The sequence below is a fragment of the Chromobacterium sp. Beijing genome (genome assembly GCF_021496765.1).
GTDB lineage: Bacteria > Pseudomonadota > Gammaproteobacteria > Burkholderiales > Chromobacteriaceae > Chromobacterium.
This window is the reverse complement of the sequence record NZ_CP053750.1, coordinates 2,550,077-2,574,709: the sequence shown is the minus strand read 5'-3', so window position 1 is coordinate 2,574,709 and position 24,633 is coordinate 2,550,077. Positions and strand designations below refer to the sequence as shown.

Genomic DNA, 24,633 nt, shown 5'->3' with positions numbered 1-24,633 from the left:
GCGAGAGTGGCCCTGGATATTATTTTTCCATTCTAAAGCACTAGACCGATCAGTCCAATAAGCTGTGCTCAAAATTTACTCATATATCTGATTTGAATGAGATAAATCGCGCCGCCATTCAAATTGAAACCATGCAGTTTCCGCGCTCAAAGTAGTTTGGCCAATAAACCGCCCAGACCCACCAGCAGGCAGTAGTAGCCAAACGGGCGCAGCGACTCGATTTCGCTTTTCTTGAAGTAGCGCATCAGGAAGGCGGTGCTGGCGTAAGCGCAGGCGCCGGACAGCAGGCCGCAGGCCAGCAGCAGTCCTGCGGAAACCTGGCTGTGCGCCAGCTTGGGCACTTCCAGCACGCCGGCGGCGGCGATGATGGGAGTGGCCAGCAGGAAGGAGAAGCGCGCGGACGAGGCGTAGTCCAGGCCATGGGCGAGGCCGGTCACCAGGGTGGCGCCGGAGCGGGAGAAGCCGGGCAGCAGGGCCAGGGCCTGGCCCGCGCCTATTTTGATCGCGCCGGAGAAGCTGAGCCGCTCCAGGTCCAGATGGGCTTGCTTCCGTTTCAGGCGGTCGCCCCACAGCAGGAGCAAGCCGTTCAGGCTGAGGAAGATCAGCACCGCGGTGGTGCTGGTGAACAGCGCGCGCAGCTGTTTTTCCAGCAGCAGGCCCAGCAAGCCGGCGGGGATGGTGCCGGCGATCAGCAGCCACATCAGCCGGGCGTCCGGATTGGAGGCCTTGCCGCCGGCCTTGAGGAAGCCGCCTATCAGTTGTAGCCAGTCGCGGCGGAAGTACAGCAGCAGCGCGGCGGCGGTGCCCAGGTGCAGCACCACCATGAAGGGCAGGAAATCCGGGCTCATGCGGTTGATGGACCAATGCAGCCAGTCCGGTATCAGCACGCCGTGGCCCAGGCTGCTGACGGGAAAGAGTTCGCTGACGCCCTGGATGACGGCGAACAGCAGGGCTTCGATAGGGTTCATGGCGGGTCCTGTGGCGGTGGGAGGCGGCTTGCGCCGGCCTGCTTATCAACGCCGCCGCCGCGGACCGGTTGACCGGCTCAGTTGCGCTGCCGGCGTTCCAGCGCTTGTTCCTCCTCTTCCAGCCGCCGGCGAATGGCGGAGAAGAAGCGGTGGATGCCGTGCACGGATTCGGACAGCTCGGCCAGGCATTGTTGGCGCCGCTCGGGCGTCAGCGCGGGCATTTGCACTTCCGGGTCCGGATTGCGCTCGAAAGCCAGGGTCAGGATGGGCTCCAGCAGCGGCGCCTGCTCCGGATCGTCGAACAGCAGGCCCCAGTCCTCGTTCAGCAATTGCATGCCTTCGGAAAAGCCTTCGGCCCAGTCGTTGCCTCGGATCTCGCCGGCGGCGTCCGCTTCCAGCCAGGGTTGGAAGGCGTCGTCCTCGCGCAGCGCGGCGGAGACGTCCAGCCAATGCCCCATCAACAGTTTGGCGAACTGTTCCAGCGCCTTGTCGCTGGGAAAGGCGGCATCGTCGTCGAAGGCGTCGCCGATGATGGCGGGCAGGCATTCTGTCGGCTTGATCGGTTCCGGGCCGCAGAGCAGGGCGGCGAAGAAGCCGTCCAGATGTTCCAGATTCATGCCTTGCTGCGGCAGGAAGCGGTTCAGGGTGGCGGCCAGGCGTTGGTAGTCGGCGTCGGAAAGCGGGGTATGGCTCATGGCGGACCAGGGCTAGGGAGAAAAGCCCATTATCCGCCATCTGGCGGCCCAGCGCACCGCCGGCCGCGCGGCGCGTCGCAATCACGATGCGGAGGGCTTGACGGCTCTGTTACAATCGTTCTTTTTTGACCCAACCTCCAATAGGTTTCCATCATGTTGACCGTGTATAACACCCTGACCCGCCAGAAAGAAGAGTTCAAACCCATCGAGCCCGGCAAGGTGTGTATGTACGTGTGCGGCATAACGGTCTACGACCTCTGTCATATCGGACACGCGCGCATGCTGACGGCCTTCGACGTGATCTATCGCTGGCTGGACGCGTCCGGCTACGACGTCACCTATGTGCGCAACATCACCGATATCGAGGACAAGATCATCAAGCGCGCCGCCGAGCGCGGCATTCCGCCGCAGCAGCTGGTGGAAGAGACCACCGCCGACATGCGCCAGGACGCCGCCGCGCTGAGCCTGTTGCCGCCGACGTTCGAGCCGCGCGCCACCCAGCATGTGCCGGGCATGGTGGCCTTGATCGAAAAGCTGATCGCCAACGGCAAGGCCTACGCCGCGGACAATGGCGATGTGTATTACGCGGTGCGCGAGTTCGAGGGCTACGGCAAATTGTCCGGCCGAACCCTGGACAAGCTGCGCGCCGGCGAACGGGTGGAAGTGGACCCGCACAAGCGCGATCCGCTGGACTTCGTGCTGTGGAAAGCGGCCAAGCCGGGCGAGCCGTCCTGGGACAGCCCGTGGGGCGCGGGGCGTCCGGGCTGGCATATCGAGTGCTCGGTGATGAGCTGTCATCATCTGGGCGAGCATTTCGACATCCACGGCGGCGGCGAAGATCTGCAATTCCCGCACCATGAGAACGAAATCGCCCAGTCCGAGGGCGCCCATGGCCACCAGTACGTCAATTACTGGCTGCACAACGGCTTCATCAATGTAGACGGCGAGAAAATGTCCAAATCGCTGGGCAATTTCTTCACCATCCGCGACGTGCTGGGCCATTTCGACGGCGAGGTGATCCGCTTCTTCATCGTGCGCAGTCATTACCGCAGCCCGGTGAACTACACCGACAGTATCCTGGTCGACGCCAAGCACGGCCTGACCCGGCTCTATACCGCCTTGCGCGGCCTGGAGCTGCCGGCCTCCGCCGGCATAGACTGGAAGGACCCGTTCGCCGCGCGCTTCCAGACCGCGATGAACGACGACTTCAATTCTTCGGAAGCGGTGGCGGTGTTGTTCGAGCTGGCCGGCGAAGTCAATAAGAGTCGCGATCCGCGTCAGGCGCGCCTGCTGAAGGACCTGGGCGGCGTGCTGGGCCTGCTGCAGCGCGACCCGGAAGACTTCCTCAAGGGCGGCGCCGGCGACGAGGAGTTGTCGGCCGAGGCGGTGGAAGCCTTGATTCAGGCGCGCAAGGATGCGCGCGCCGGCAAGAACTGGGCGGAGTCCGACCGCATTCGCGATGAGTTGACCGCCAAGGGCATCGTGCTGGAAGACAGCGCCCAGGGCACGGTCTGGCGCCGCGCCTGAGCCGCAGGGGCCGCCGTTGACAGTGGATTTGGCACTTGTCAAGCGGCGGCAAAGCGCGGATAATCGATAGTTTCGCAAGCAGTACAGGCAAATCCCCTGTACCCGATTTGAAAGGAAGACACATGAAAACCGATATTCACCCGACTTACAAAGACCTGACCGTTACCTGCTCCTGCGGTAGCCAGTTCGTGACCAAGTCCACCATGTCCAAGGACGCGTTCGGCATTGAAGTTTGCTCCAACTGCCACCCGTTCTACACCGGCAAGCAAAAGATCGTCGACACCGCCGGTCGCGTTGACAAGTTCAACCAAAAGTTCGGCGGCTTCTTCAAGCGCTAAGCGCCGAGGATACGTTGGACACCCAGAAAAAGGCAGCTCAGGCTGCCTTTTTTCTATGATTCCGGCGCGGCGGCGGCAGGGTTTGGCAGATTCCGGCCGGCGGCGCGCGTACCTATTCTGCAAGGTTGAGGCCATGGCGATCCACATCGTTTACCTGTCCCACGGCGGCAAGAAATACTACGACCAGACCCGCTTTTCCGTGTTGAGCCTGTTGCATTTGCTGCTGAAGCAGCAGCGGCAGGACGTGAAGATCATGGTGTACACCGACGCGCCGGACAGCGTGCCCGCGCATCCCCTGGTCCGCACCGAGACCCTGAGCCGGGCGCAGTTGCAGGCGTATCGCGGCCAGTTCGACTATGTGCACCGCATCAAGCTGGAAGTGATGCTGAAGGCGGCGCGCGAACTGGGCACCGCCGTCTTGTACGTGGACTGCGACACCCGTTGGCTGCGGGTGCCGGACGAGCTGTTCGCCCGGCTGGAAGCAGGCAACGCCAGCTGCATGCACGTCAACGAAGGCGTGTTCGGCCCCGGCTTCTTCCCGGACTATCTGGCCGCGGTGGACAAGCACGGCGCCGAGCTGCGCAAGATGGGCGTGGCCGACGTCCAGGGCCTGGCGATGTGGAACGCCGGCGTGGTCGGCGCTTCCGCCGGCATGGTGCCCTTCTTTGAAACCGCCTTGCGCATCAACGACTTCCTGCTGCCGCGCGTGGAAGCGCGCAACTGGACCGAGCAGCTGGCCTGGTCGCTGGTGGCCTGCGACGGCCGTCAGCCGCTGGCGCTGGGGGATGCGCTGCATCATTACTGGAACTACAGTTACGAGGCGCCGCTCTACCTGGCTGAAGTGTTCGCCGGCATGGCGCCGGACTGGGACGTGGCGCGCCAGGCCCAGTACTGCGGCGAATTCGCCTGGGACGAGGCGAGGCTGAAGACGATACAGGCCGATCCCGATCACAAGCGCCAGCGCCGCCGCAACAAGTTGCGCAACTCCATCGCCAAGCGCAAGGTGGATTGGCGCATTCTGATCGCTCGCTTGCGCGGCGCTTTGCCGTCGGCTGATTGAAAGGGGCCTCGAACAATCGTCGCGAGCGGTTCGAGAGCAAGGCGCGCCGCAGCGCTCGGGCCGCGCGGTAGATCTTTCGAGCTCCCCTGAAACTGTTTGAACGAGACTCATGCTCACTTATTCGGAACAATCCCAAACCCTGGCCAAGCCCACGGAAAAACCGTGGATTCTGCTGCTGCTGTGCTTTGTCTGGCTGTGGCCGGGCATCTTGGGCCACGATCCGTGGAAGCCGGACGAGCCCTTCGTGCTGGCGGCGGTGCAGGGCATGCTGGACACCGGCAACTGGCTGCTGCCCACGGTGCAAGGCGCGCCCTATCTGGATAGTCCGCCGCTGTATTACTGGGTGGCGGCCTTCATGGTCAAGCTGCTGTCTCCCTGGCTGCTGGCGGCGCACGACGCCGCGCGGCTGGCCACGCCCTTGTTCATGGCGCTGGCCTTGCTGCTGGCCGGCATGGCCGGCCGCGATCTGATCGGCCGTCGTCACGGCCGCAGCGTGGTGATGGTGCTGATAGGCTGCGTCGGCCTGGTGGAAACCGGCCATCAGCTGACCTCGGTGGTGGCCGGTTTCGCCGGCTTCGCCGCCGCTTTCTACGCCTTGTCGCTGACCCTGCGTTCGCCCGGTCTGGCCGGCGCCTTGCTGGGCGCGGCCAGCGCGGCCATCTTCCTCAGCGCCAGCCTGATGGAGCTCTTGCTGCTGTGGATGGTGGTCTTGCTGCTGCCGGCCTTCTCCGCCTGGCGCAGCAAGCAATACGCGATCACCGTGCTGCTGGCCTTGCTGATCGCCGCGCCCACCTCCCTGGTGTGGCCGCTGGCGCTGGCCAAGAGCCATCCGGACGCGTTCAATCTGTGGTGGAACGAGTACTCGCTGGGCCAGCTCAACGGTTTTGGCCGGGTGCAGCTGTTCCACGACTTCGGCTACTACAGCCTGAACGCCCTGTGGTTTGCCTTCCCGGCCTGGCCGTTGGCCGGCTGGACCTTGTACCGCAACCGGGAACGGCTGGACCAGGCGCGCTTGCAACTGCCGCTGATGTTCTTCGCCGTGGTGTTGATCCTGCTGACCTTGTCCAGCCGTCCCAATATGACTTACGCGATGCCGCTGCTGCTGCCGCTGTCCTTGCTGGCGGCGGTGGAGCTGGACAATCTCAAGCGCGGCGCGGCGGCCTTCCTCAACTGGTTCGGCCTGATGACCTTCGGCTTCTTCGCTATCCTGGTGTGGGCCGGCTGGGCGGCGATGAACTTCGGCTGGCCGCGGGGCCTGGCCGGGCGCGCCCAGTATTTCAGCCCGTATTATCAGGAGCACGTGTCCAGCCTGGCCGCGGTGTGCGCGGTGATCGCCACCCTGGTGTGGCTGTGGGCGCTGACGCGCAAGCATTTGCGCGGCCGCCAGGCCATCAGCAACTGGGCGGCGGGCCTGACCCTGCTGTGGGGTTTGGGCATGACCTTGTGGCTGCCGTGGTTCGACGCCGCCAAGAGCTACCGTCCGGTGGTGGAGCGGATGATGAAGGCGCTGCCGGCCAACGCCGCCTGCGTGGCGACCGAGAGCCGCAATCAGCTGGCGCTGATCAGCTGGCGCTATTACGCAGGCCTGGACCTGGTGTCCTATCCGGCGGGCAACGCCTCGCCCTGCGACTACCAGCTGGTGGTGCGCTCGGAGGATGAGGGCATCGCCGAGCCGGGCTGGGAAGTGCTGTGGTACGGCTCCCGGCCGCGCGAGCAGAACATGATGTTCGCGCTATTGCGGCGCATTCATCCGCATGAGCAATAAGAGCGGCGAGCAAACCCCCTGACGCTGCGTGGCGCGCCTTGCCCCAGCGGTAAAACCGGGTTTTGTTAAGCAGGCTAAAAACCCCCGCATTCATCAATCAATGCGGGGGTTTTTCATGGGCAGCGCGTGGGTTCAGCTTTGCAGTTCGTCCAGGTTCTCGAACAGCTTCAGCGCTTCCGGATTGGCCAGCGCGGTGAGGTTGCTGACCGGCTGGCCGTGGATCACGTTCTTCACCGCCAGCTCGACGATCTTGCCGCTGATGGTCTTGGGGATGTCGGCGACGGCGATGATCTTGGCCGGCACGTGGCGGGGGCTGGCGCCGGTCTTGATCTGCGCCTTGATCCGCTGCTGCAGGTCTTCGTCCAGCCGCGCGCCGGCGCGCAGGCGCACGAACAGCAGCACGCGCTCGTCGTCCTGCCACTGCTGGCCGACGGCGATGCTTTCCAGCACCTCGTCGAAAGCCTCCACCTGGCGATAGATCTCCGCGGTGCCGATGCGCACGCCGCCGGGATTGAGCACCGCGTCGGAACGGCCGTAGATGATCATGCCGTCGTGGGCGGTGAGTTCGGCGTAGTCGCCGTGGCACCAGATATTGTCGAAACGGCCGAAATAGGCCTGGCGGTACTTGCCGCCGTCGGGATCGTTCCAGAAGCCCACCGGCATCGACGGGAAGGGGCGGGTGCACACCAGCTCGCCTTTTTCGCCGCGCACCGGCCGGCCGTACTCGTTGTAGATGTCCACCGCCATGCCCAGGCCGCGGCATTGCAGCTCGCCGCGGTAGACCGGCAGGCTGGCGCAACCCAGGGCGAAGCAGGACACGATGTCGGTGCCGCCGGACACCGAGGCCAGATTGATGTCGGCCTTGATGTTGGCGTAGACCCAGTCAAAGCTTTCCGCCACCAGCGGCGAACCGGTGGAGAACACCGCGCGCAGCGAATCCAGCTTCCATTCCCGGACCGGCGCGATGCCGCTCTTGCGCAGGCCGTCTATGTATTTGGCCGAGGTGCCGAAATGAGTGAAGCGCTGCCGCTCGGCGTAGTCCCACAGCGTGCGGCCTTCGCCGACAAAGGGCGAGCCGTCGAACAGCATCAGCGCCGCGCCGGACGCCAGGCCGGACACCAGCCAGTTCCACATCATCCAGCCGCAGGTGGTGAAGTAGAACAGGCGGTCGCCGTGATGGACGTCGCCGTGCAGCTGCTGTTCCTTCAGATGCTGCAGCAAGGTGCCGCCGGCGCCGTGGACGATGCACTTGGGCTTGCCGGTGGTGCCGCTGGAATACAGGATGAACAGCGGGTGCCGGAAGGGCAGCCGTTCAAAGCTCAGCGCTTGCGCTTGATACGCGGCGGTGAAGTCCGTCAGGGTGATGGCCTTGGGCACGTTTTCCGCGAACACGCCGGTTTCACCCAGATAGGGCACCACGATGATTTGCCGCACCGAGGGCAGCGCCTCGGCCAGCGCCGCCATCTTGGCGCGGATGTCCACCGCCTTGCCGGCGTACCAATAGCCGTCCGGGCAGAACAGCAGCTTGGGCTCGGTCTGGCCGAAGCGCTCCACCGCGCCGTCCGCGCCGAAGTCCGGCGAACAGCTGGTCCATACCGCGCCCAGGCTGTTGGCGGCCAGCATCGCGGCGATGGTTTCCGGCATATTGGGCATGAAGCCCGCCACGCGGTCGCCGGCCTGAATGCCGGCGCCGCGCATCGCTTGTTGCAGCAGCGACACCTGGGCGCGCAGCTCGCGCCAGCTCCAGCGCCGCTGCAGCTTGTCCTCGCCCCAGAACACCAGCGCGTCGCTGTCGTCGTCGCGGCGCAGCAGGTTTTCGGCATAGCTCAGCCGCGCCTCCGGGAAGAAGCGGGCGGCCAGCATATTGTCGCCGTCGCTCAGCGCGGTGGCGCCCTTGTCGCCGATCACGCCGCAGTAATCCCAGACCAAGGACCAGAAGCGGGCCGGGTCGGCCACGCTGGCGCGCCACAGTTCGGCGTAGCCGTTTAGTTTGCGGTCGTAGGACAGTTCGGCCAGCTTGGCGAAGGCGGTCAGGTGGGCGCCGGCCAGGCGGCCGGCGGAGGGGGTCCAGATGGGCGTGTCGGGGGTCATGCTTTCTCCTGATATTTTCTCCGCGCGCCGGCCCATGGACGGGCGGCGGCTTGTTATTGCTCCGGCCTGGCGCGGCGCTTGTCGCCGACGGCGTGCGCCAGCTTGGAGGCCGGCCGCTTGCCCAGCGCGCCGGCGATGAACCAGGCCGTGTCCACCAGCGCGGCCAGGTCGACGCCGGTGTCGAAGCCTTCGCCCTGCAGCAGATAGACCACGTCCTCGGTGGCGACGTTGCCGGAAGCTCCCTGAGCATAAGGGCAGCCGCCCAGACCGGCAACCGAAGAATCGAATGTCATCATTCCTGCGCGCAAACACGCATGAATATTGCTGATGGCCATGCCGTAAGTGTCGTGAAAGTGGCCGGCCAGCTGCGACATTGGCACAGTCTTGCTCACTGCTTCCAGCATCGCCAGCACGCTGGACGGCGTGCCCACGCCTATGGTGTCGCCCAGAGAAATCTCGTAGCAGCCCATGTCCAGCAGCCGCGCGGCCACCTCCGCCACCTTGGCCGGCGCGATGCGGCCCTCGTAGGGACAGCCCGCCACGCAGGACACATAGCCGCGCACCGGCACGCCGGCCGCCTGCGCGCGCGCCATCACCGGCGCGAAGCGCTGCAGGCTTTCGGCGATGCTGGCGTTGATATTGCGTTGGCTGAAGCTTTCGCTGGCGGCGCTGAACACGGCGATTTCGCGCGCGCCGGCCGCCAGCGCCGCGTCCAGTCCCTGCTCATTGGGCACCAGTACCGGGTGGGACACCGGCCCGGCCAGGTCCAGGCCGGCCAGCACCTCGGCGCTGCCGGCCATCTGCGGCACCCATTTGGGCGAGACGAAAGCGCCGGCTTCTATGGTGCGCAGGCCGCTGGCGGCCAGGCGGCGGATCAGCTCCAGCTTGACGGCGGTGCTCACCGGCTGTTTTTCGTTTTGCAGCCCGTCGCGCGGACCCACTTCCACTATCTTCACTTGCGGCACTTCGGCTCTCCGTTAGCGGCGGCGCGGCTGCACCGGGATGTAAATGTCCATCTGGCGTTGCGGCAGCCCCGGCGCGCAGCGGCCGTCGTAACGCTCGAAGGAGCCCAGCGGCGCTTGCTCCCATTGCTTGGAGGCCGGCAGCCAGTCCTGCATGATGTAGCGCCAGGCCGCCTGGATCGCCTGGCCGAACTCGGCGTCGCTGCCGGCCGGCTGGGTGGTGAACACCGCGCACTTGGCCGGCGACGTGCTGAGCCGCGCGCAGCCGGGCGGCAGCGGCAAGGGCTGCGCGCACTCCATCCCTATCATATAGCCGAAGCGGCCGCTGCCCGGGTCGAAGTCGTGGATCAGCCCGTATTCCGCGGCGTCGGCGCGGCCCAGCGCCGCCAGCAGCGGCTGGCGCAGCGTGGCCGCGTATTCGCCCCAGAATTCGGGAATCTGGCGCAGATTGTCGCCGTTCTCCATCTGGGTGGCGATGCTGTAGCCGGCCAGATTCAGGCCGGGATGATTGATGATGATGGGGTCCATAGGTGTCACTCCGCTTCGAAGTCGACCAACTCGTCGCCGTCGTTGACCTGCTCGCCGGTGCCGAAATAGAAAGCCTTGACCACGCCGTCCGCCGGCGCGGGGATGGTGTGCTCCATCTTCATCGCCTCCAGGATCAGCAGCGGGTCGCCCTTGTTGAGTTTGACGCCGGTGGCGGCCAGCAGGGCGACGATGCGGCCCGGCATCGGCGCTTTCAAATGGGTTTCGCCGTGAACCTCCTCGGCGGCCACCGCCAGCGGGTCCAGCCACTGCGCTTCCAGCCGGCGGCCGGCGGCGAACAGCACCCGTTGCGGGCCGCTGCGGGCGACGACGGCTTCCCGTTGTTGATCGCCCAGCCGCGCGCGCAGCGTTCCGCCGTCCAGGCGGCCGCTGGCGGAGAACAGCCTGCCGGCGGCGGCGATCTCGCAGCCGTCGCCCAGATGGCGCAGCGTCACCGGATAGTCCTGGCCGGCGATGTGGAACACGAGCTTGCGGCTAAGCGCGCCGTTGAGCCGCCAGCCGGCGGCCACCGGGAAGCCGCCGGGCGCTGCCAGCGCCTCGGCCAGCGCCAGCAGCGCCAATTGCTCCGCGTCCGGCGCGGCGGGCGGCGGCAGCAGCGCGTCGTGGTGACGGGCGATCAGGCCGGTATCCACCTGGCCGCCGGCGAAGCTGGCGTGCTGCACGATGCGGCGCAGGAAGGGGATGTTGGTGGTGACGCCGGCCACCTGGTAATCAGCCAGCGCCGCGTCCAGCCGTTGCAGCGCCTGGCGGCGGTCCTCGCCCCAGACAATCAGCTTGGCGATCATCGGGTCGTAGAAGGGCGAGATGCTGTCGCCGGCGACGACGCCGGTATCGATGCGCACGACGGCGGATTCCGCCGGCGCGCGCAGGTGGTAGAGGGTGCCGGTGGCGGGCAGGAAGCCCTTGTCCGGGTCTTCGGCGTAAATGCGCGCCTCGATGGCGTGGCCGCTGATGCTGAGCTGTTCCTGGGCCAGCGGCAGCGGCTGGCCGCTGGCGACGGCCAACTGCCAGGCCACCAGGTCCTGGTCGGTGATCATCTCGGTGACCGGGTGCTCCACCTGCAGCCGGGTGTTCATTTCCATGAAGAAGAAGCGGCCGGGGCTGCCGTCGGCCTGCACTTCCATGATGAATTCCACGGTGCCGGCGCCGACATAGCCCACCGCACGGGCGGCGGCGCAGGCGGCCGCGCCCATCGCCTCGCGGGTGGCCGGCGGCAAGTCCGGCGCCGGCGCTTCCTCCAGCACTTTCTGGTGGCGGCGCTGCACCGAGCAATCGCGCTCGAACAGATACACGCATTGGCCGTGACTGTCGGCGAACACCTGGATTTCCACATGGCGCGAGCGCGGCAGGTATTTCTCCACCAGCACCTTGTCGTCGCCGAAGCTGGCGCGCGCCTCGCGCTGGCAGGAGGCCAGCGCCGCTTCGAAGTCCGCAGAAGCTTCCACGATGCGCATGCCCTTGCCGCCGCCGCCGGCGCTGGCCTTGATCAGCACCGGGTAGCCGATGGCGTCCGCCTGGCCGCGCAGGAAGTCCGGTTCCTGGCGCTCGCCGTGATAGCCGGGCACCAGCGGCACCCGGGCTTGCTCCATCAGCGCCTTGGCCGCGGATTTGCTGCCCATCGCGGCGATGGCGGAGGCGGGCGGGCCGATGAAGGCGATGCCGGCGGCCTCGCAGGCGGCGGCGAAGTCCTCGTTCTCGGACAGAAAGCCGTAGCCGGGGTGGATGGCTTGCGCGCCGCTGCGGCGGGCGATGTCCAGGATCAGGTCCCCGCGCAGATAGGAATCCGCCGCCGGGGCCGGCCCCAGCCGGTAGGCCTCGTCGGCCAGCTTGACGAAGCGGGCGTCGGCGTCGGCGTCGGAATGGACGGCGACGGTGGCGATGCCGAGCGCGCGCGCGGTCTTGATCACCCTGCAGGCGATTTCACCGCGGTTGGCGATGAGTATTTTATTGAACATGGCGTTAAACCTGTTTTTTGCCACGGAAACACACGGAAGGGCACGGAATCCAAACGGTGAATTTGTCCGTGTATTTCGGTGTGCTTCCGTGGCTAATTGATCTTTAAATCCAGTTCGGCGCGCGTTTTTCGAAGAAGGCGGCCAGGCCCTCGCGCGCCTCGGCGCCGGCGCGCACGCTGGCGATCTGGCCGGCGGTGTCCTCCAGCAATTGATCGTCCCAGGGCGAGCCCTCGCGCAGCATGGCCAGCAAGTCCTTGGCCGAGGACAGCGCCTGCGGCGCGCCCTGGGCCATTGCCTCGGCGATGTCGGCCACGCGCGCGTCCAGCGCCTCGGCCGGCACCAGCTCGTGCACCAGGCCAATGCGCAGCGCGGTGGCGGCGTCGATGCGCTCGGCGGACAGGAAATAACGCCGCGCCTGACGCCAGCCTATCGCGTCGGCCACATAGGGACCGATGGTGGCCGGCACCAGGCCCAGCCTCACCTCGGTCAGGCCGAACTTGGCGGCCTCGGTGGCGATGGCCACATCGCAGACCGCCGCCAGGCCGGTGCCGCCGGCCAGCGCCGCGCCGTGGATGCGGGCGATCACCGGCTTCTTGCTGCGGTAGATGCTCTTGAGCATGGCCGCCAGCCGCTGCGCGTCGGCCAGGTTCTGCTCCTCGCCGTAGCCGGCGGCGCGGCGCATCCAGTCCAGGTCCGCGCCGGCGGAAAAGCTTTTGCCGCGGCCGGCCAGCACGATGGCGCGGCAGTCCGACTGCAATTGCAAATGGGTGAAGGCGGCGGTCAGCTCGGCGATCAGCGTTTCGTTCATTGCATTGTGAACGTCCGGCCGGTTCATCCAGATCGTCGCGGTCTTGCCGCTGTGTTCGATTTCAAGCGTGGAGTAACTCATCTGCGTCACCTTTGGCCGTCACATCCGGAACACGCCGAAGCGCGTGTTTTCAATCGGCGCGGACAGCGCCGCTTCCAGCGCCAGGCTCAGCACCTCGCGGGTTTGCGCCGGGTCTATCACCCCATCGTCCCACAAGCGCGCGCTGGCGTAATAGGGGTGGCCCTGACGTTCGTACTGCTCGCGCACCGGCGCTTTCAGCGCCTCTTCCTGCTCGGCGCCGAAGGCGTCGCCCAGCTGTTCCTTCTTCACCTGGGCCAGCACGCCGGCCGCCTGTTCGCCGCCCATCACCGAGATGCGGCTATTCGGCCACATCCACAGGAAGCGCGGCGAATAAGCGCGGCCGCACATGCCGTAATTGCCGGCGCCGAAGCTGCCGCCTATCAGCACGGTGAACTTGGGCACGCGGGCGCAGGCCACGGCGGTGACCAGCTTGGCGCCGTCCTTGGCGATGCCGCCGTTCTCGTACTTCTTGCCTACCATGAAGCCGGTGATGTTCTGCAGGAACAGCAGCGGAATGCCGCGCTGGCAGCACAGCTCGACGAAGTGCGCGCCCTTGAGCGCGGACTCGGAGAACAGGATGCCATTGTTGGCGATGACGCCGACGCGGTAGCCGTTCAGCCGGGCGAAGCCGGTGACCAGGGTGGCGCCGTAGTTCTGCTTGAACTCGTCGAACTCGGAGTCGTCCACCAGCCGGGCGATGATCTCGCGCACATCGAAGGGCTTTTTCGGGTCCGCCGGGATCACGCCGTAGATTTCCTCTGCCGCGTAGCGCGGCGGGCGCGGCTCGGCGCGGTCCAGCTCGCCCTGCTTGCGCCAGTTGAGGCCGGACACGATGCGGCGGGCGATGGACAGCGCGTGGGCGTCGTTCTGCGCCAGGTGGTCGGCCACGCCGGACACGCGGGCGTGCACATCGCCGCCGCCCAGCTCCTCCGCCGTCACCACCTCGCCGGTGGCCGCCTTCACCAGCGGCGGGCCGCCCAGGAAGATGGTGCCTTGCTCCTTGACGATGACGGTTTCGTCCGACATCGCCGGCACATACGCGCCGCCGGCGGTGCAGCTGCCCATCACCACCGCGATCTGCGGAATGCCGGCGGCGGACAGATTGGCCTGGTTGTAGAAGATGCGGCCGAAATGCTCGCGGTCCGGGAACACCTCGTCCTGTAAGGGCAGGAAGGCGCCGCCGGAATCCACCAGATAGACGCAGGGCAGGCGGTTGTCGCGCGCAACCTCCTGAGCCCGCAGATGCTTCTTCACCGTCATCGGGTAATAAGTGCCGCCCTTGACCGTGGCGTCGTTGGCGATGATCAGGCAATCCACGCCGGCGACGCGGCCGATGCCGCTGATCAGACCGGCGCCGGGCGCGTCGTCGTCGTACATGCCGAAGGCGGCCAGCTGGGACAGCTCCAGAAAGGGCGCGCCGGGGTCCAGCAGCAGATCGATGCGCTCGCGCGGCAGCAGCTTGCCGCGGGCGGCGTGCTTGGCGCGCGCCTTGTCGCCGCCGCCCAGCGCGGCCTTGGCCACCTTGTCGCGTAGGTCGGCCACCAGCGCGCGCATCTTGTCGGCGTTGGCCTGGAAGTCCGCCGCGCGCGGCGAGAGTTTGGATTCGAGGATGGGCATATCGTTTTACCTTGTCATTCGCCGTCGACGAAGCGTGCGGTCAGTGAGCATTGGGCTTGCCGGGTGGGGCTGAAGCGCAACGCGGCATCAGACACTGTATCCGCCGCGATTACCGGGTTTCCGCCATCAGCTCGCGGCCTATCAGCCAGCGGCGAATCTCGCTGGTGCCGGCGCCGATCTCGTACAGCTTGGCGTCGCGCAGCAGGCGGCCGGTGGCGTATTCATTGATATAGCCGTTGCCGCCCAGGCACTGGATGGCGTCCAGCGCCATCTGAGTGGCGCCCTCCGCCGCGTACAGGATGGCGCCGGCGGCGTCCTTGCGGGTCTGGCGGCCGGTTTCGCCGCGGTCCAGCGCCTGGCCCACCGCGTAGACATAGGCGCGGCTGGCGGACAGCTTGACGTACATGTCCGCCAGCTTGCCCTGCATCAGCTGGAAATCGCCGATGGCCTGGCCAAACTGCTTGCGGTCGTTCAGATAAGGCACCGTGATGTCCATGCAGGCCTGCATGATGCCCAGCGGGCCGGCGGCCAGCACCGCGCGCTCATAGTCCAGGCCGCTCATCAGCACCTTGACGCCGTTGCCTTCGCCGCCCAGCACATTGGCGTCCGGCACGAAACAGTTGTCGAAGAACATGGGGTAGGTGTTGGAGCCGCGCATGCCCAGCTTGTCCAGCTTGCTGCCGTGGCTGAAGCCGGCGAAGCCGCGCTCCACGATGAAGGCGGTGATGCCCTTGGCGCCGGCGCTGACGTCGGTCTTGGCGTAGACCACCATCACGTCCGCGTCGCCGCCGTTGGTGATCCACATCTTGCTGCCGTTGAGCAGGTAGCCGCCGTCGGCCTTGTCCGCCTTCAGCTTCATGCTGACCACGTCGGAGCCGGCGTTGGGCTCGGACATCGCCAGCGCGCCGACATGCTCGCCGGACACCAGCTTGGGCAGCAGCCGGCGTTTTTGTTCGTCGTTGCCGTTCTTGTGGATCTGGTTGACGCAGAGATTGGAGTGCGCGCCGTAGGACAGGCCCACCGAGGCGGAGGCGCGGCTGATTTCCTCCATCGCGATCATATGCGCCAGATAGCCCATCTGGGTGCCGCCGTACTGCTCGTCCACCGTCATGCCCAGCAGGCCCAGATCGCCGAACTTGCGCCACAGATCGGCCGGGAACAGATTGTCGCGGTCGATGTCGGCGGCGCGCGGGGCGATTTCGCTTTGGGCGAAGTCGCGCGCGGTTTCGCGCAACATATCGTAGGTGTCGCCAAAGGCGAAGCGCAGGCTGCTGTACATGGTTTCTCTCCTCTGATGGGCGCGCGTGATTCGCGTGATATGCTCTATCATTACTTACGTTTACGTAAGCGTCAACATGGCAACGACGGAAACCGGCGCGAAACCGTTATCATGGCCGGGTTTGCATGCAGAGAACAGACATGACGATATGGGTGGACGCGGACGCCTGTCCCAAGGTGATCCGCGAAACATTGTGCCGGGCGGCACAGCGCACCGGCGTGGAGCTGGTGTTCGTCGCCAATCAGCTTTTGACGGTGCCTAAGGCGCCCAACATCCGCGCCTTGCAGGTTCCCAAGGGTTTTGACGTGGCGGACAACGAGATTGTCCGCCGCATCGCGGCGAACGATCTCTTGATTACCGGCGACATCCCCTTGGCGTCCGAGGCCTTGGGCAAGGGCGCGCAGGCGCTGAACTGGCGCGGCGATGTGTATTCGCCGGACACCATCGCCGCGCAGCTGACGATGCGGGATTTCATGGACACGCTGCGCGCCAGCGGTGTGCAGACCGAAGGCCCGCCGCCCTTGAGCCAGGCGGACCGCCAGGCTTTCGCCCGGCAGTTGGATATCTGGTTGGCGAAGCGGCGGGGCTGAGGCGACAGCAGTTATGGAGGAGAGGGGAGCCGCGTGGGTATCGCTGCGCTCCACCCACCCTACCCATGACGAGCCACTGCGCGTAGGGTGGGAGGAGCCGTAGGCGATACCCACCAGCCGCTCCCGTTTCCAGCGCCAATAGGTTTTAGCCTTTCTTCTTTCTACGCGGCTTCCGCTGCAAGGTGTTCAATTCGTCCAGGCTGAGATGGAAGCGTTGCATCGCCTCCACATGCTTCGGCAGGTCGACCTGTTGCACTCCCAAGTTCAGCAGTATCTCCAGATAGTTGAAGAAGCTTTTGCACATGCTGCGGCGGTGGCCGCGCTCGCTGAAATCCATGTCGTTAGTGATGCGGAACAGCAGTCCGCGCCCGGAATGCTGGCGGTTGAGCTTCAGCAACTGCGCCAGATGGGCGGCGTACTGGCGACCCAAGGCGCAGGCTTCGAACTCATCCTTGGCTTCGGCCGGCTGCCAGTAATGCGGATAGGTGCGGCCTTCGATACGGCGTATGAAGGGCAGGCTGAGGTCTTTGGCGTGGGGGCCGGCAAACCGGTAACGGGAACGCGGGCCTAGCGACGGGAGTGGAGAGGCGTCCTGATGGACGTCTTGGGTTTCAGCAGAGGACGGAGAGAGTTCGATGCCTAGCACCGGACGGACAGGCTTTACCATTTGCAACCTCCTGAGCAGAAGGGCCATGCCGCAAGGCGGCAGGGCGGGCACATGACAAGAGTTAGTCTACCGGTGAATCACTGCGAAAGCCGGCGCGCCCGCGAGGGCGCCACTTGCCACGGCCCGCCGAATAGGCAAAGCAATGGCAACGGATACGCTGTGGAAACAGCGCATCCGCGGCAGTGATTCGTATTCGGGAGACTAAACCCGAGCGCCGCGATTGCTGCGGCGCGGGGGCTATTGTTGGGGAGGAGCGGGAGGGCGTCAAGCCGGCGAAGTCTAGTAAAGAAAAGGACCGCCGAAATCAAGCTCTGCGCAGCCTAATGCCGAATGGGCAAGCTCTACCCTTTGTAAGCTCTTGAGCAGAAGGGCCTTGCCGCAAGGCGGCAGGGCGGGCACATGACAAGAGTTAGCCTACCGGTGATATGTCGTACAAAGCCGGCGCGCCCTCGAGGGGCGCCACTTGCCACGGCCCGCCCGAATAGGCAAAGCAATGGCAACAGATGCGCTGTGGAAATAGCGCATCTGTTGCAGTGATTCGTATTGGGGAGACTAAACCCGAGCGCCGCGATTACTGCGGCGCGAGGGCTATTGTTTGGGGAGGCGCGGGAGGGCGTCAAGCCGGCAGGGTCCGGTAAGGTGGATCGCCACCATCATCTTGCGTGGTGCAGCGGGGTTCCGCGTGGGTATCGCTACGCTCCACCCACCCTACGCGCGGCCGCTCGTCATGGGTAGGGTGGGTGGAGCCGCAGGCGATACCCACCAGCGACAGCCATCAAGCTCCCCAAACAGCAACGCCCCAAAGCGGGGGCGTTGCGGCGAGCGGCGCGGGAATCAGGCTTTGCCCAGATGCGGCTCGGCTTCGAACTCCGCTTCCTTGCTGCTGCCCGGCTGACGGATGGTCAGCGAGAACAGCAGCGCGACGATCAACAGCGCCAGGATCAGATGGAAGGTGGCCAGGAAGCCGCCGAACAGCGAAGCGACGATGGAGCCGACGATGCTGCCGATGCCGAAGCCCAGATAGATCACGCCGTAGTTCTTGGTCAGATTGTTGAGGCCGAAGAAATCGCTGACCAGCGACGGGTAGACGGTGATGGTGCCGCCGAAGCTGAAGGCGACGCAGGCGATGGCCAGGAAGAACAGGGTGGCGTTCAGCGGCACAAACAGCAGGGTCAGCATGCCGGCCAGCGCGGCAATCTGGGCGATGGTGATCACCCGGATGCGCGGCATCTTGTCGGAGAGAATGCCCAGCACCAGCCGGCCGGACAGATTGGCCACCGCGATCACCGCCACGGCGTTGGCGGCGGTCAGCGCCGGCAGGTGCACATAGCTTTCGCCAATGTCCTTGGCCACGCCGATCACGTACAGGCCGCTCATGCACACGGTCAGGAACATCAGCGCCAGCATCCAGTACTGCGGTTGGCGCATCGCCTTGGCCAGGGTGTAGTCATGGCTGGCGTTCTGCTGCGCGGCGGCTTGTTGCTGCGGCGCGTCGCGCATCAGCAGGCTGCCGGCCACCACCATGGCCATGGCGATCAGGCCCCACAGCTCAAAGGTGGTTTCCAGGCTGAAGCGGGCCAGCAGCGCCAGATTGATGTATTTGAAGCCCAGGCTGCCCAGGCCGTAAGCGCCGATGGCGCAGGCGGACACCAGGCCCTTGCGCTCCGGAAACCATTTGACGCAGTTGGACAGCGTCAGCAGGTAGCCGGCGCCGTCGGCCAGGCCCACCAGCACGCCGGCGCACAGATAGAGCATGACCAGATTATTGGCTTGGGCGGTGAGGAAGAAGCCCAGGCCCAGCATCAGGCCGGCGCCCAGGGTGACGCGCTGCACGCCGAAGCGTTCTTGCAGTTTGCCGGCCAGCGAGGAGGCCACCGCCAGCGCCAGGCTGAGCAGGCCGAAGGCGAAAGCCACCTGGCTGACCGGCTCGGACAGCTTGGCGGAGAGTTGGGCGTTGAACAGGCTCCAGGTGTAGACGGAGCCCAAAGCGAATTGGGTGAGGACGGTGCCGGCCAGGGTACGGTAGCGGATGGTATTTGAGGCGTTCATGGCGCTGCTCGCTTAAAGTCATTACTGTTGGTGTGACTATAAGCCTGTGCTTATGTAGGGGGCGCGGCGGCGGCATGAGATGCAGGCGGCGCGGAATGAAGTGCAGACGGCGGCGAACCAGTTGCAGGCCCTGAAAATGGCGCGCATGAGTGGATGGCATTTCCATTGCCAAGCCGGCTTGCCAATGGAATGTCTGGCCTTAGAGCCTGTTCAAAATCTCGCGAGCCAGAGCGAGACAAGGCGAAAACGGCTGAGAAAGCGGAGTGTATATAGGGTACATGAGCATTTCGAAGCCGGTTTCAACGCCGTATCGCCGCAGCGCAGCAGATTATGAGCAGGTTCTTATTCAGGAGCCGGCTGGCAGCCGGTTTGATGCGCCGCGCGGGCGACCAACGCTCAAAGATGCATCAACTGCCGGAAGGCCTTGATATTGCTGCGGCTGACCGGAATCTCGGCTTTCAGGTCGTACAGCTTGATGATGTAGGTGCTGTTGAGCCAGGGCGCGATTTCGCGGATTTTGTGGATGTTGACGCAGTAGGAGCGGTGGCAGCGGAAGAAGCTGTCGGCCGGCAGGCGGGCGACGAATTCGCTGATGCTCATCGACATCACGTAGCGGTCGTGCGCGGTGTAGACCAGGGTGACTTTCTCGTCGGCCTCGGCGTAGTAGATCTGCTCGCAGGGGGTGACGATGATGCTGTCGCCCTTGACCAGGTTGACGGTGCGGCTGGCGGCCGGGGCTTCGGCCGGCGCGGCGGCGGCCGGCGGCGTCTGCGCTTCCAGCTTGGCCAGCAGATTGATGATGCGGGCCTCGTTGTAGGGTTTCAGGATGTAGTCGAAGGCCTCCACCTCAAACGCTTCCACCGCGAACTCCTTGTAGGCGGTGACGAAGACGATGCGCGGCGGCCGCGACGATTTGTGCAGGTTCTTGGCCAGCAGCAGGCCGTCAATGGATGGGATGTTGATGTCCAGGAACACCACGTCCACCTCGTGTTCCTGCAGGAATTTGAACGCTTCCAGCCCGTCTTCCACGCTGGCGACGATGTCGATGCGGCTGTGCTCGCGGATCAAATAGGCCAGCTCTTCGCGCGCCAGGTATTCGTCTTCCACGATCAGGGCTTTCAGCATGTCGGCTCCTCGGCGGCGGGCAGGTCGAAACAAACGGCGGTGCCGGGCTCCAGCCGGGTCAGCCGCAAGCCCTCGCCGTATAGCAGCTTGAGCCGCTGGTTGACGTTGCTCAGGCCGATGCTGCGGCTGGACAGCGTGCCGGCGGCCACGCCGTCCAGCACTTCCTGGCTGACGCCGTAGCCGGTGTCGCGCACGCAGACATGCACTTTGTCGCCGTCGCGCTTGACCGCGATGCTGACCCGGCCCGGCTCCTTGCGCGGCTGGATGCCGTGCAGGATGGCGTTTTCCACCAGCGGCTGCAACAGCAGGCTGGGGATGCGCACGTGTACGTCGTCGATGTCGAAGTCCACCGTCAGCTTGGCGCCGAAGCGCGCCTGTTCTATCGCCACGTAGTCGCGCACTTGCTGCAGTTCTTCCTGGATGTCGATCAGCCGGTCGCCCAGCGACAGGTTGTAGCGCAAGTAGTCCGCCAGGTTGGCGATCAGTTGGCGCGCCTGCTGCGGCTGGATGCGGATCAGCGAGGAGATGGCGTTCAGGGCGTTGAACAGGAAGTGCGGGTTGATCTTGCTTTGCAGCGCGCTGAATTCCGCCTTGCGCGCCATTTCTTCCAGCTGTTTGACCCGCGACACTTCCATCTGGGTGGAGATCAGTTGGGACAGGCCCACCGCCACTTCGCGCAGCGGCGTACTGATGCCGTGGCTCTTGCGGTAGAAGATTTTCAGGGTGCCGCTGACGCCGGCTTTTTCGCGCAGCGGGATGATGATGACGGAGTGGAAGTCCGCCAGGTGGTATTGCTGCAGATTGTTCTCGATGATGATCTGGTCGCCGGCGATGGCCTGGCGGGTGATGGCGCCGATGGCGGAGTGCTCGTCCATCTCGTAGTAGTCCTTGCCCAGGCCGACATAGGCCAGCACGTCCGAGGTGTTGGTGATGGCCACCGCGTCGGCGTCCAGCTGGTCCCGGATCACGGTGCAGACCTGGACCATGGCGTCGCGGTCCAGGTTCTGGAAATAGGGCAGGGTGCGGTTGGCGATGGTCAGCGCCAGCTTGGCCTGGCGCGCGGCCAGCAGTTCTTTTTCGTCGTTCAGGTCTTGCACCAGCTTGATGATCAGGCCGACGCAGACGGTGCCGACAATCATCGGGAAGGCGATGTGGCTGACGATGGGCACGCCCACCGCCGGCTCGGTCAAGAGCAGGATCAGGCCCATGGTCAGCCCCTCGCACAGCATGCCGGCCAGGATGCCGTACAGCCACAGCCGCCCCCGGTCGGCGCGGCAGTGTATCCAGGTGGCCAACAGGCCGGCGCAGACGCTGGAGATCAGGCAGGGCAGCGAGGTGTAGCCGTTGATGTCGATCAGGTAGCGGTGCAGGCCGGAGACGATGCCGGCCGGTATCCCCACCCAGGGGCCGAACAGGATGCCGCCGGACAGGATGGCGATGATGCGCACATTGACCAGGGAGCCGTCCACCGGAATGCCGGTATAGGTGCTGAACACGGCGAACAGGCAGAACAGCAGCGACACCGCCGCCAGTTCGGCCGGGCTGTGGTCCTGTTTGCGCAGCAGGTGTTGAAACGGGCGGGTGCGGGTGAGGAAGAACAGCGCCATCAACATCAGCGCCGCCCGTTCGAACACCGCCAGCAGCATGGCTTGGTTTTCTATCATGGCGTCGGGAGTGGAGCGGCCGCGCCCGCTGGGGCCGGCCTCAAGCCCTGATTTTAAGCCATGCGGCGGGCTTTGGCCGCAGGCGGGCGCAGATTAGGCGGGCGTCATGCCGCAGGAGGCTCCAAGGCCGCCAGCAACTCCGCCAGCTTGCGGTCCAGCGCGTCCTGGCTGCGCTGGTTGAGGCCGGACAGGATGGCGTGCTCATTGGCCACGTGGGCGGTGACGGCGCGGTCTATCAGTTCCAGCCCGCTCTCGGTCAAGCGCACCAGGGTGCTGCGCGCGTCCTCGGCGCAGGCGGCGCGTTCGATCCAGCCCTTGCTTTCCAGCACTTTCAGCCGGTGGGTCATGGTGCCGGAGCTGATCATCAGCGAGGAGAACAGCGCGGTGGGCGCCAGGCTGTGCGGCGCGCCGGCGCGTCTGAGCGTGGCCAGCACGTCGAACTCCCAGCCGCTGAGGCCGAATTGCTCGAAAGTGGCGTCCAGCCTGTGCTGCAGCAGCACGGAGCAGCGGCGCAGCCGGCCGATCAGGCCCATCGGCGCCACGTCCAGGTCCGGCCGTTCCCGGTGCCATTGCGCCAGGATGGCGTCCACGGCGTCGCCGGCGTTCTGTTGCGTCATGCGCATTCCTTTATCTTGAATTCAAGATTTTATTTGTCTTGAATTCAAGGCAATGTTATCTTGAATTCAAGTCAGTTTTCGATGCGATTATAAGCGATTGCGAAAGGAATGCCCATGTCTGCGCGCCTGATGGCCTCCCGTTGGAGCGATGTGTTGTTGACCGCGCTGGCTCCGGCGATCTGGGGCTCCACCTATATCGTCACCACCCAGCTGCTGCCGCCGGACCGGCCGTTCACCGCCGCCTTGCTGCGGGTGTTGCCGGCCGGCTTGTTGTTGATCCTGGCCAGCCGCCACCTGCCGCGGCGCGGCGAGTGGGGCCGTCTGCTGGTCTTGTCCGCCTTGAACATCGGCGTGTTCCAGGCGCTGTTGTTCGTGGCCGCCTATCGCTTGCCGGGCGGCCTGGCCGCGGTGCTGGGCGCCACCCAGCCGCTGCTGGTGATGGGCCTGGCCTGGGGGCTGGACGGCCGCCGCCCGGCGCGGACGGCCGCCTGGGCCGGCATCGCCGGGGTGGCGGGCATGGCGGCCTTGCTGTTGTCGCCGGGCGCGGTCTGGGACGGCGTCGGCATGTTGGCGGCGCTGGGCGGCGCGGCGGCGATGGCCAGCGGCACTTATCTGACCCGGCGCTGGCGGCCGAGCGCGCCGCTCGCCGCCTTGACCGGCTGGCAACTGGGCCTGGGCGGGCTGATGCTGGCGCCGCTGGCCTGGGTGCTGGACCCGGCCTTGCCGGCGCTGGGCGCGACGCAGTGGCTGGGTTACGGCTATCTCTGCCTGTTCGGCGCCTTGCTGGCCTATTTATTGTGGTTTCGCGGGCTGGCGCGGCTGTCGCCGGTGGCGGTGTCCTCGCTGGGCCTGCTCAGCCCGCTGACGGCGGTGCTGTTGGGCTGGCTGTTGCTGGGGCAGGCTTTGGGGCCCTTGCAGCTGGCGGGCCTGGCCACGGTGCTGGCCAGCGTGCTGGCGGTGCAGCGCAGCATGGCCGCGCCGCCGCCGGCGGACAAGCAGATCATGGCCGGCGCGGCGCGCGCGCGGTCTTGAGCGGTAATGGAATCAATCAGCAGCAATCAGATAAGGAGTCTGTTCATGAAGAGCGCTTTGCAAACCCTGTTGGACCAGCGCGTGTCGGCCAATCACTTCGATCCCTCCCATGTGTTGGCGGACGCGGAGATCGAGCAGTTGCTGAAGGCCGCCACCCGCGCGCCGTCGGCCTACCATTTGCAGAACTGGAAGTTCGTCGCGGTGCGCAGCGCCGAGGCCAAGCGCCGTTTGCAGGCGGCCAGCTACGGCCAGCAAAAAGTGGCGGACGCGGCGGTGACCTTCATCTGCTGCGGCACGCTGAACGCGCATCGCGGGCTGGAGGCGTCGCTGCGGCCGGCGGTGGACGCGGGCATTCTGCCACCGGAGGTCGGCGACAGCTGGCTGCGCGCGGCGGAGAACGCCCACCGGGACGACGCGCGCGCGCAGCGCGACGAGGCGATCCGTTCCGCCTCATTGGCGACGATGGTGCTGCTGCTGGCGGCGGAGGAACGCGGCCTGGCCAGTTGCGCGATGGGCGGTTTCGACGCGGCCGCGGTGGCGCGGGAATTTGGCCTGGGCGCGGACGAGTTGCCGGTGATGCTGGTGACGGTGGGGCGGGCGGCGGCCGGCAATTGGCCGCAGAAGCCGCGTCGGCCGGTGGCCGAGGTGATGGTGTGGGCTTGATGGCCTGCTTGATCGTGAACTGATTTTGAGAGCCAGCTCAATGTCCGCGTGGTACATGAGCATGTTGAGCTCGGTTCCAACGCCGTATCGCCGACGCGCAGCAGATCGTAAACAGGTTCTCAGGCGCTGCGAGCGGCCGGCGGCTGCGCCAGCACCGTGCGGCAGTGGCTTTCCAGGCGGGTGATTTCTTCCAGCACCGCGTCGATGTCGCGGCGCTGTTCTTCCAGCAGGCGGCGGCGTTCCAGCACCAGGTCCAGCAGTTTTTGCGACTGGCTGGCCTCGTCGTGGGCTTGCTCGTACAGGTCCAGGATTTCGCGGATGTCGGACAAGGACAGGCCGATGCGCTTGCCGCGCAGGATCAGCTTGAGCCGGGCGCGGTCGCGGCGGTTGAACACCCGCTGGCGGCCGTCGCGCTGCGGTTCTATCAGGCCCTGTTCCTCGTAGAAGCGGATGGTGCGCAGGGTGACGTCGAAGTCGCGCGCCAGGTCGGAGATGCTGAAGAATTCGGGTTCGGTCATGGTGTGTTCCAAGGCA

Annotated in this window: 22 protein-coding genes; 7 read left to right on the top strand and 15 right to left on the bottom strand. The window is 65.7% G+C overall.

The window, feature by feature from the left end:
- Positions 1–146: 146 nt before the first annotated feature.
- Together HQN78_RS11850 and HQN78_RS11845 are read right to left on the bottom strand one after the other, a co-directional pair.
- Entirely contained in the window at positions 147–968 is an 822-nt protein-coding gene (locus HQN78_RS11850) for an undecaprenyl-diphosphate phosphatase (RefSeq protein ID WP_235089644.1), read from the bottom strand.
- Positions 969–1,045: 77 nt separating this feature from the next.
- The gene (locus HQN78_RS11845; RefSeq protein ID WP_107799964.1) at positions 1,046–1,663 is read right to left on the bottom strand and encodes a UPF0149 family protein; all 618 of its coding nucleotides are present in this window, start codon (positions 1,661–1,663) and stop codon (positions 1,046–1,048) included.
- 153 nt (positions 1,664–1,816) lie between these two features.
- On the opposite strand from HQN78_RS11845, the gene cysS reads away from it, so the two are divergent.
- The 4 genes from cysS (at position 1,817) to HQN78_RS11825 (ending at position 6,353) form a co-directional block, all read left to right on the top strand.
- A complete protein-coding gene (gene cysS, locus HQN78_RS11840; protein WP_235089642.1) occupies positions 1,817–3,190 on the top strand; it encodes a cysteine--tRNA ligase in 1,374 nt (457 codons plus the stop codon).
- 122 nt (positions 3,191–3,312) lie between these two features.
- Entirely contained in the window at positions 3,313–3,528 is a 216-nt protein-coding gene (gene rpmE / locus HQN78_RS11835; protein ID WP_043593861.1) for a 50S ribosomal protein L31, read from the top strand.
- 133 nt (positions 3,529–3,661) lie between these two features.
- Positions 3,662–4,588 carry a hypothetical protein gene (locus tag HQN78_RS11830; RefSeq protein ID WP_235089640.1) on the top strand — a complete coding sequence of 309 codons (927 nt, stop codon included), beginning with the start codon at positions 3,662–3,664 and terminating at the stop codon, positions 4,586–4,588.
- 109 nt (positions 4,589–4,697) lie between these two features.
- Entirely contained in the window at positions 4,698–6,353 is a 1,656-nt protein-coding gene (locus HQN78_RS11825; protein ID WP_107799961.1) for a glycosyltransferase family 39 protein, read from the top strand.
- 132 nt (positions 6,354–6,485) lie between these two features.
- Here HQN78_RS11825 and HQN78_RS11820 read toward each other — a convergent pair whose 3' ends face one another.
- From HQN78_RS11820 to HQN78_RS11790, 7 genes are all read right to left on the bottom strand, one after another.
- Complete coding sequence (locus HQN78_RS11820; RefSeq protein ID WP_235089638.1) at positions 6,486–8,444, bottom strand: acetoacetate--CoA ligase; 1,959 nt, start codon at positions 8,442–8,444, stop codon at positions 6,486–6,488.
- Between the two features lie 53 nt (positions 8,445–8,497).
- The gene (locus HQN78_RS11815; RefSeq protein ID WP_235089635.1) at positions 8,498–9,409 is read right to left on the bottom strand and encodes a hydroxymethylglutaryl-CoA lyase; all 912 of its coding nucleotides are present in this window, start codon (positions 9,407–9,409) and stop codon (positions 8,498–8,500) included.
- A gap of 12 nt (positions 9,410–9,421) precedes the next feature.
- Entirely contained in the window at positions 9,422–9,934 is a 513-nt protein-coding gene (locus HQN78_RS11810; protein ID WP_235089633.1) for a GyrI-like domain-containing protein, read from the bottom strand.
- A gap of 5 nt (positions 9,935–9,939) precedes the next feature.
- Positions 9,940–11,907, bottom strand: coding sequence for an acetyl/propionyl/methylcrotonyl-CoA carboxylase subunit alpha (locus tag HQN78_RS11805; protein ID WP_235089632.1), 1,968 nt, complete (start codon positions 11,905–11,907; stop codon positions 9,940–9,942).
- Positions 11,908–12,010: 103 nt separating this feature from the next.
- Positions 12,011–12,796 carry an enoyl-CoA hydratase/isomerase family protein gene (locus HQN78_RS11800; protein WP_235089631.1) on the bottom strand — a complete coding sequence of 262 codons (786 nt, stop codon included), beginning with the start codon at positions 12,794–12,796 and terminating at the stop codon, positions 12,011–12,013.
- 18 nt (positions 12,797–12,814) lie between these two features.
- Positions 12,815–14,413 carry a carboxyl transferase domain-containing protein gene (locus tag HQN78_RS11795; RefSeq protein WP_235089628.1) on the bottom strand — a complete coding sequence of 533 codons (1,599 nt, stop codon included), beginning with the start codon at positions 14,411–14,413 and terminating at the stop codon, positions 12,815–12,817.
- Positions 14,414–14,522: 109 nt separating this feature from the next.
- A complete protein-coding gene (locus HQN78_RS11790) occupies positions 14,523–15,692 on the bottom strand; it encodes an isovaleryl-CoA dehydrogenase (protein ID WP_081547845.1) in 1,170 nt (389 codons plus the stop codon).
- 140 nt (positions 15,693–15,832) lie between these two features.
- Here HQN78_RS11790 and HQN78_RS11785 point away from each other — a divergent pair, with 140 nt between their 5' ends.
- Positions 15,833–16,282: a YaiI/YqxD family protein gene (locus tag HQN78_RS11785; protein WP_043593836.1), complete on the top strand. Its 450-nt coding sequence runs from the start codon at positions 15,833–15,835 to the stop codon at positions 16,280–16,282.
- 145 nt (positions 16,283–16,427) lie between these two features.
- Here HQN78_RS11785 and HQN78_RS11780 read toward each other — a convergent pair whose 3' ends face one another.
- From HQN78_RS11780 to HQN78_RS11760, 5 genes are all read right to left on the bottom strand, one after another.
- Complete coding sequence (locus HQN78_RS11780; RefSeq protein WP_235089627.1) at positions 16,428–16,949, bottom strand: hypothetical protein; 522 nt, start codon at positions 16,947–16,949, stop codon at positions 16,428–16,430.
- Positions 16,950–17,783: 834 nt separating this feature from the next.
- Complete coding sequence (locus tag HQN78_RS11775) at positions 17,784–18,998, bottom strand: MFS transporter (protein ID WP_235089626.1); 1,215 nt, start codon at positions 18,996–18,998, stop codon at positions 17,784–17,786.
- A 396-nt stretch (positions 18,999–19,394) separates the two neighbouring features.
- Positions 19,395–20,123 (bottom strand): LytTR family DNA-binding domain-containing protein, encoded by a 729-nt coding sequence (locus HQN78_RS11770; protein ID WP_048410449.1) that lies wholly within the window; start codon positions 20,121–20,123, stop codon positions 19,395–19,397.
- The gene (locus HQN78_RS11765; RefSeq protein WP_235089625.1) at positions 20,117–21,787 is read right to left on the bottom strand and encodes a sensor histidine kinase; all 1,671 of its coding nucleotides are present in this window, start codon (positions 21,785–21,787) and stop codon (positions 20,117–20,119) included. The genes HQN78_RS11770 and HQN78_RS11765 overlap by 7 nt, the downstream gene beginning before the upstream one ends.
- Positions 21,788–21,891: 104 nt before the next feature.
- On the bottom strand, positions 21,892–22,404 hold the full coding sequence (locus HQN78_RS11760; RefSeq protein WP_227107354.1) for a MarR family winged helix-turn-helix transcriptional regulator: 513 nt from the start codon (positions 22,402–22,404) through the stop codon (positions 21,892–21,894).
- 129 nt (positions 22,405–22,533) lie between these two features.
- Between HQN78_RS11760 and HQN78_RS11755 the strand changes: the two genes are divergently transcribed.
- Together HQN78_RS11755 and HQN78_RS11750 are read left to right on the top strand one after the other, a co-directional pair.
- Positions 22,534–23,436, top strand: a complete 903-nt coding sequence (locus HQN78_RS11755) for an EamA family transporter (protein ID WP_235089792.1) — start codon at positions 22,534–22,536, stop codon at positions 23,434–23,436.
- A gap of 45 nt (positions 23,437–23,481) precedes the next feature.
- Positions 23,482–24,099 (top strand): nitroreductase family protein, encoded by a 618-nt coding sequence (locus HQN78_RS11750; protein ID WP_235089624.1) that lies wholly within the window; start codon positions 23,482–23,484, stop codon positions 24,097–24,099.
- A gap of 119 nt (positions 24,100–24,218) precedes the next feature.
- Here the strand turns inward: HQN78_RS11750 and HQN78_RS11745 are convergent, their stop codons facing one another.
- Positions 24,219–24,617, bottom strand: coding sequence for a MerR family DNA-binding transcriptional regulator (locus HQN78_RS11745; RefSeq protein ID WP_107799948.1), 399 nt, complete (start codon positions 24,615–24,617; stop codon positions 24,219–24,221).
- Positions 24,618–24,633: the final 16 nt, after the last annotated feature.

Coding starts and splice junctions, on each gene's coding strand:
- HQN78_RS11745 (WP_107799948.1), bottom strand. CDS start 24,617: ATGACCGAACCCGAATTCTTCAGCATCTCCGACCTGGCGCGCGACTTC.
- HQN78_RS11845 (WP_107799964.1), bottom strand. CDS start 1,663: ATGAGCCATACCCCGCTTTCCGACGCCGACTACCAACGCCTGGCCGCC.
- cysS (WP_235089642.1), top strand. CDS start 1,817: ATGTTGACCGTGTATAACACCCTGACCCGCCAGAAAGAAGAGTTCAAA.
- HQN78_RS11830 (WP_235089640.1), top strand. CDS start 3,662: ATGGCGATCCACATCGTTTACCTGTCCCACGGCGGCAAGAAATACTAC.
- HQN78_RS11775 (WP_235089626.1), bottom strand. CDS start 18,998: ATGAACGCCTCAAATACCATCCGCTACCGTACCCTGGCCGGCACCGTC.
- HQN78_RS11805 (WP_235089632.1), bottom strand. CDS start 11,907: ATGTTCAATAAAATACTCATCGCCAACCGCGGTGAAATCGCCTGCAGG.
- HQN78_RS11780 (WP_235089627.1), bottom strand. CDS start 16,949: ATGGTAAAGCCTGTCCGTCCGGTGCTAGGCATCGAACTCTCTCCGTCC.
- HQN78_RS11810 (WP_235089633.1), bottom strand. CDS start 9,934: ATGGACCCCATCATCATCAATCATCCCGGCCTGAATCTGGCCGGCTAC.
- HQN78_RS11850 (WP_235089644.1), bottom strand. CDS start 968: ATGAACCCTATCGAAGCCCTGCTGTTCGCCGTCATCCAGGGCGTCAGC.
- HQN78_RS11825 (WP_107799961.1), top strand. CDS start 4,698: ATGCTCACTTATTCGGAACAATCCCAAACCCTGGCCAAGCCCACGGAA.
- HQN78_RS11770 (WP_048410449.1), bottom strand. CDS start 20,123: ATGCTGAAAGCCCTGATCGTGGAAGACGAATACCTGGCGCGCGAAGAG.
- HQN78_RS11750 (WP_235089624.1), top strand. CDS start 23,482: ATGAAGAGCGCTTTGCAAACCCTGTTGGACCAGCGCGTGTCGGCCAAT.
- HQN78_RS11755 (WP_235089792.1), top strand. CDS start 22,534: ATGGCCTCCCGTTGGAGCGATGTGTTGTTGACCGCGCTGGCTCCGGCG.
- rpmE (WP_043593861.1), top strand. CDS start 3,313: ATGAAAACCGATATTCACCCGACTTACAAAGACCTGACCGTTACCTGC.
- HQN78_RS11765 (WP_235089625.1), bottom strand. CDS start 21,787: ATGATAGAAAACCAAGCCATGCTGCTGGCGGTGTTCGAACGGGCGGCG.
- HQN78_RS11760 (WP_227107354.1), bottom strand. CDS start 22,404: ATGACGCAACAGAACGCCGGCGACGCCGTGGACGCCATCCTGGCGCAA.
- HQN78_RS11785 (WP_043593836.1), top strand. CDS start 15,833: ATGACGATATGGGTGGACGCGGACGCCTGTCCCAAGGTGATCCGCGAA.
- HQN78_RS11800 (WP_235089631.1), bottom strand. CDS start 12,796: ATGAGTTACTCCACGCTTGAAATCGAACACAGCGGCAAGACCGCGACG.
- HQN78_RS11820 (WP_235089638.1), bottom strand. CDS start 8,444: ATGACCCCCGACACGCCCATCTGGACCCCCTCCGCCGGCCGCCTGGCC.
- HQN78_RS11790 (WP_081547845.1), bottom strand. CDS start 15,692: ATGTACAGCAGCCTGCGCTTCGCCTTTGGCGACACCTACGATATGTTG.
- HQN78_RS11795 (WP_235089628.1), bottom strand. CDS start 14,413: ATGCCCATCCTCGAATCCAAACTCTCGCCGCGCGCGGCGGACTTCCAG.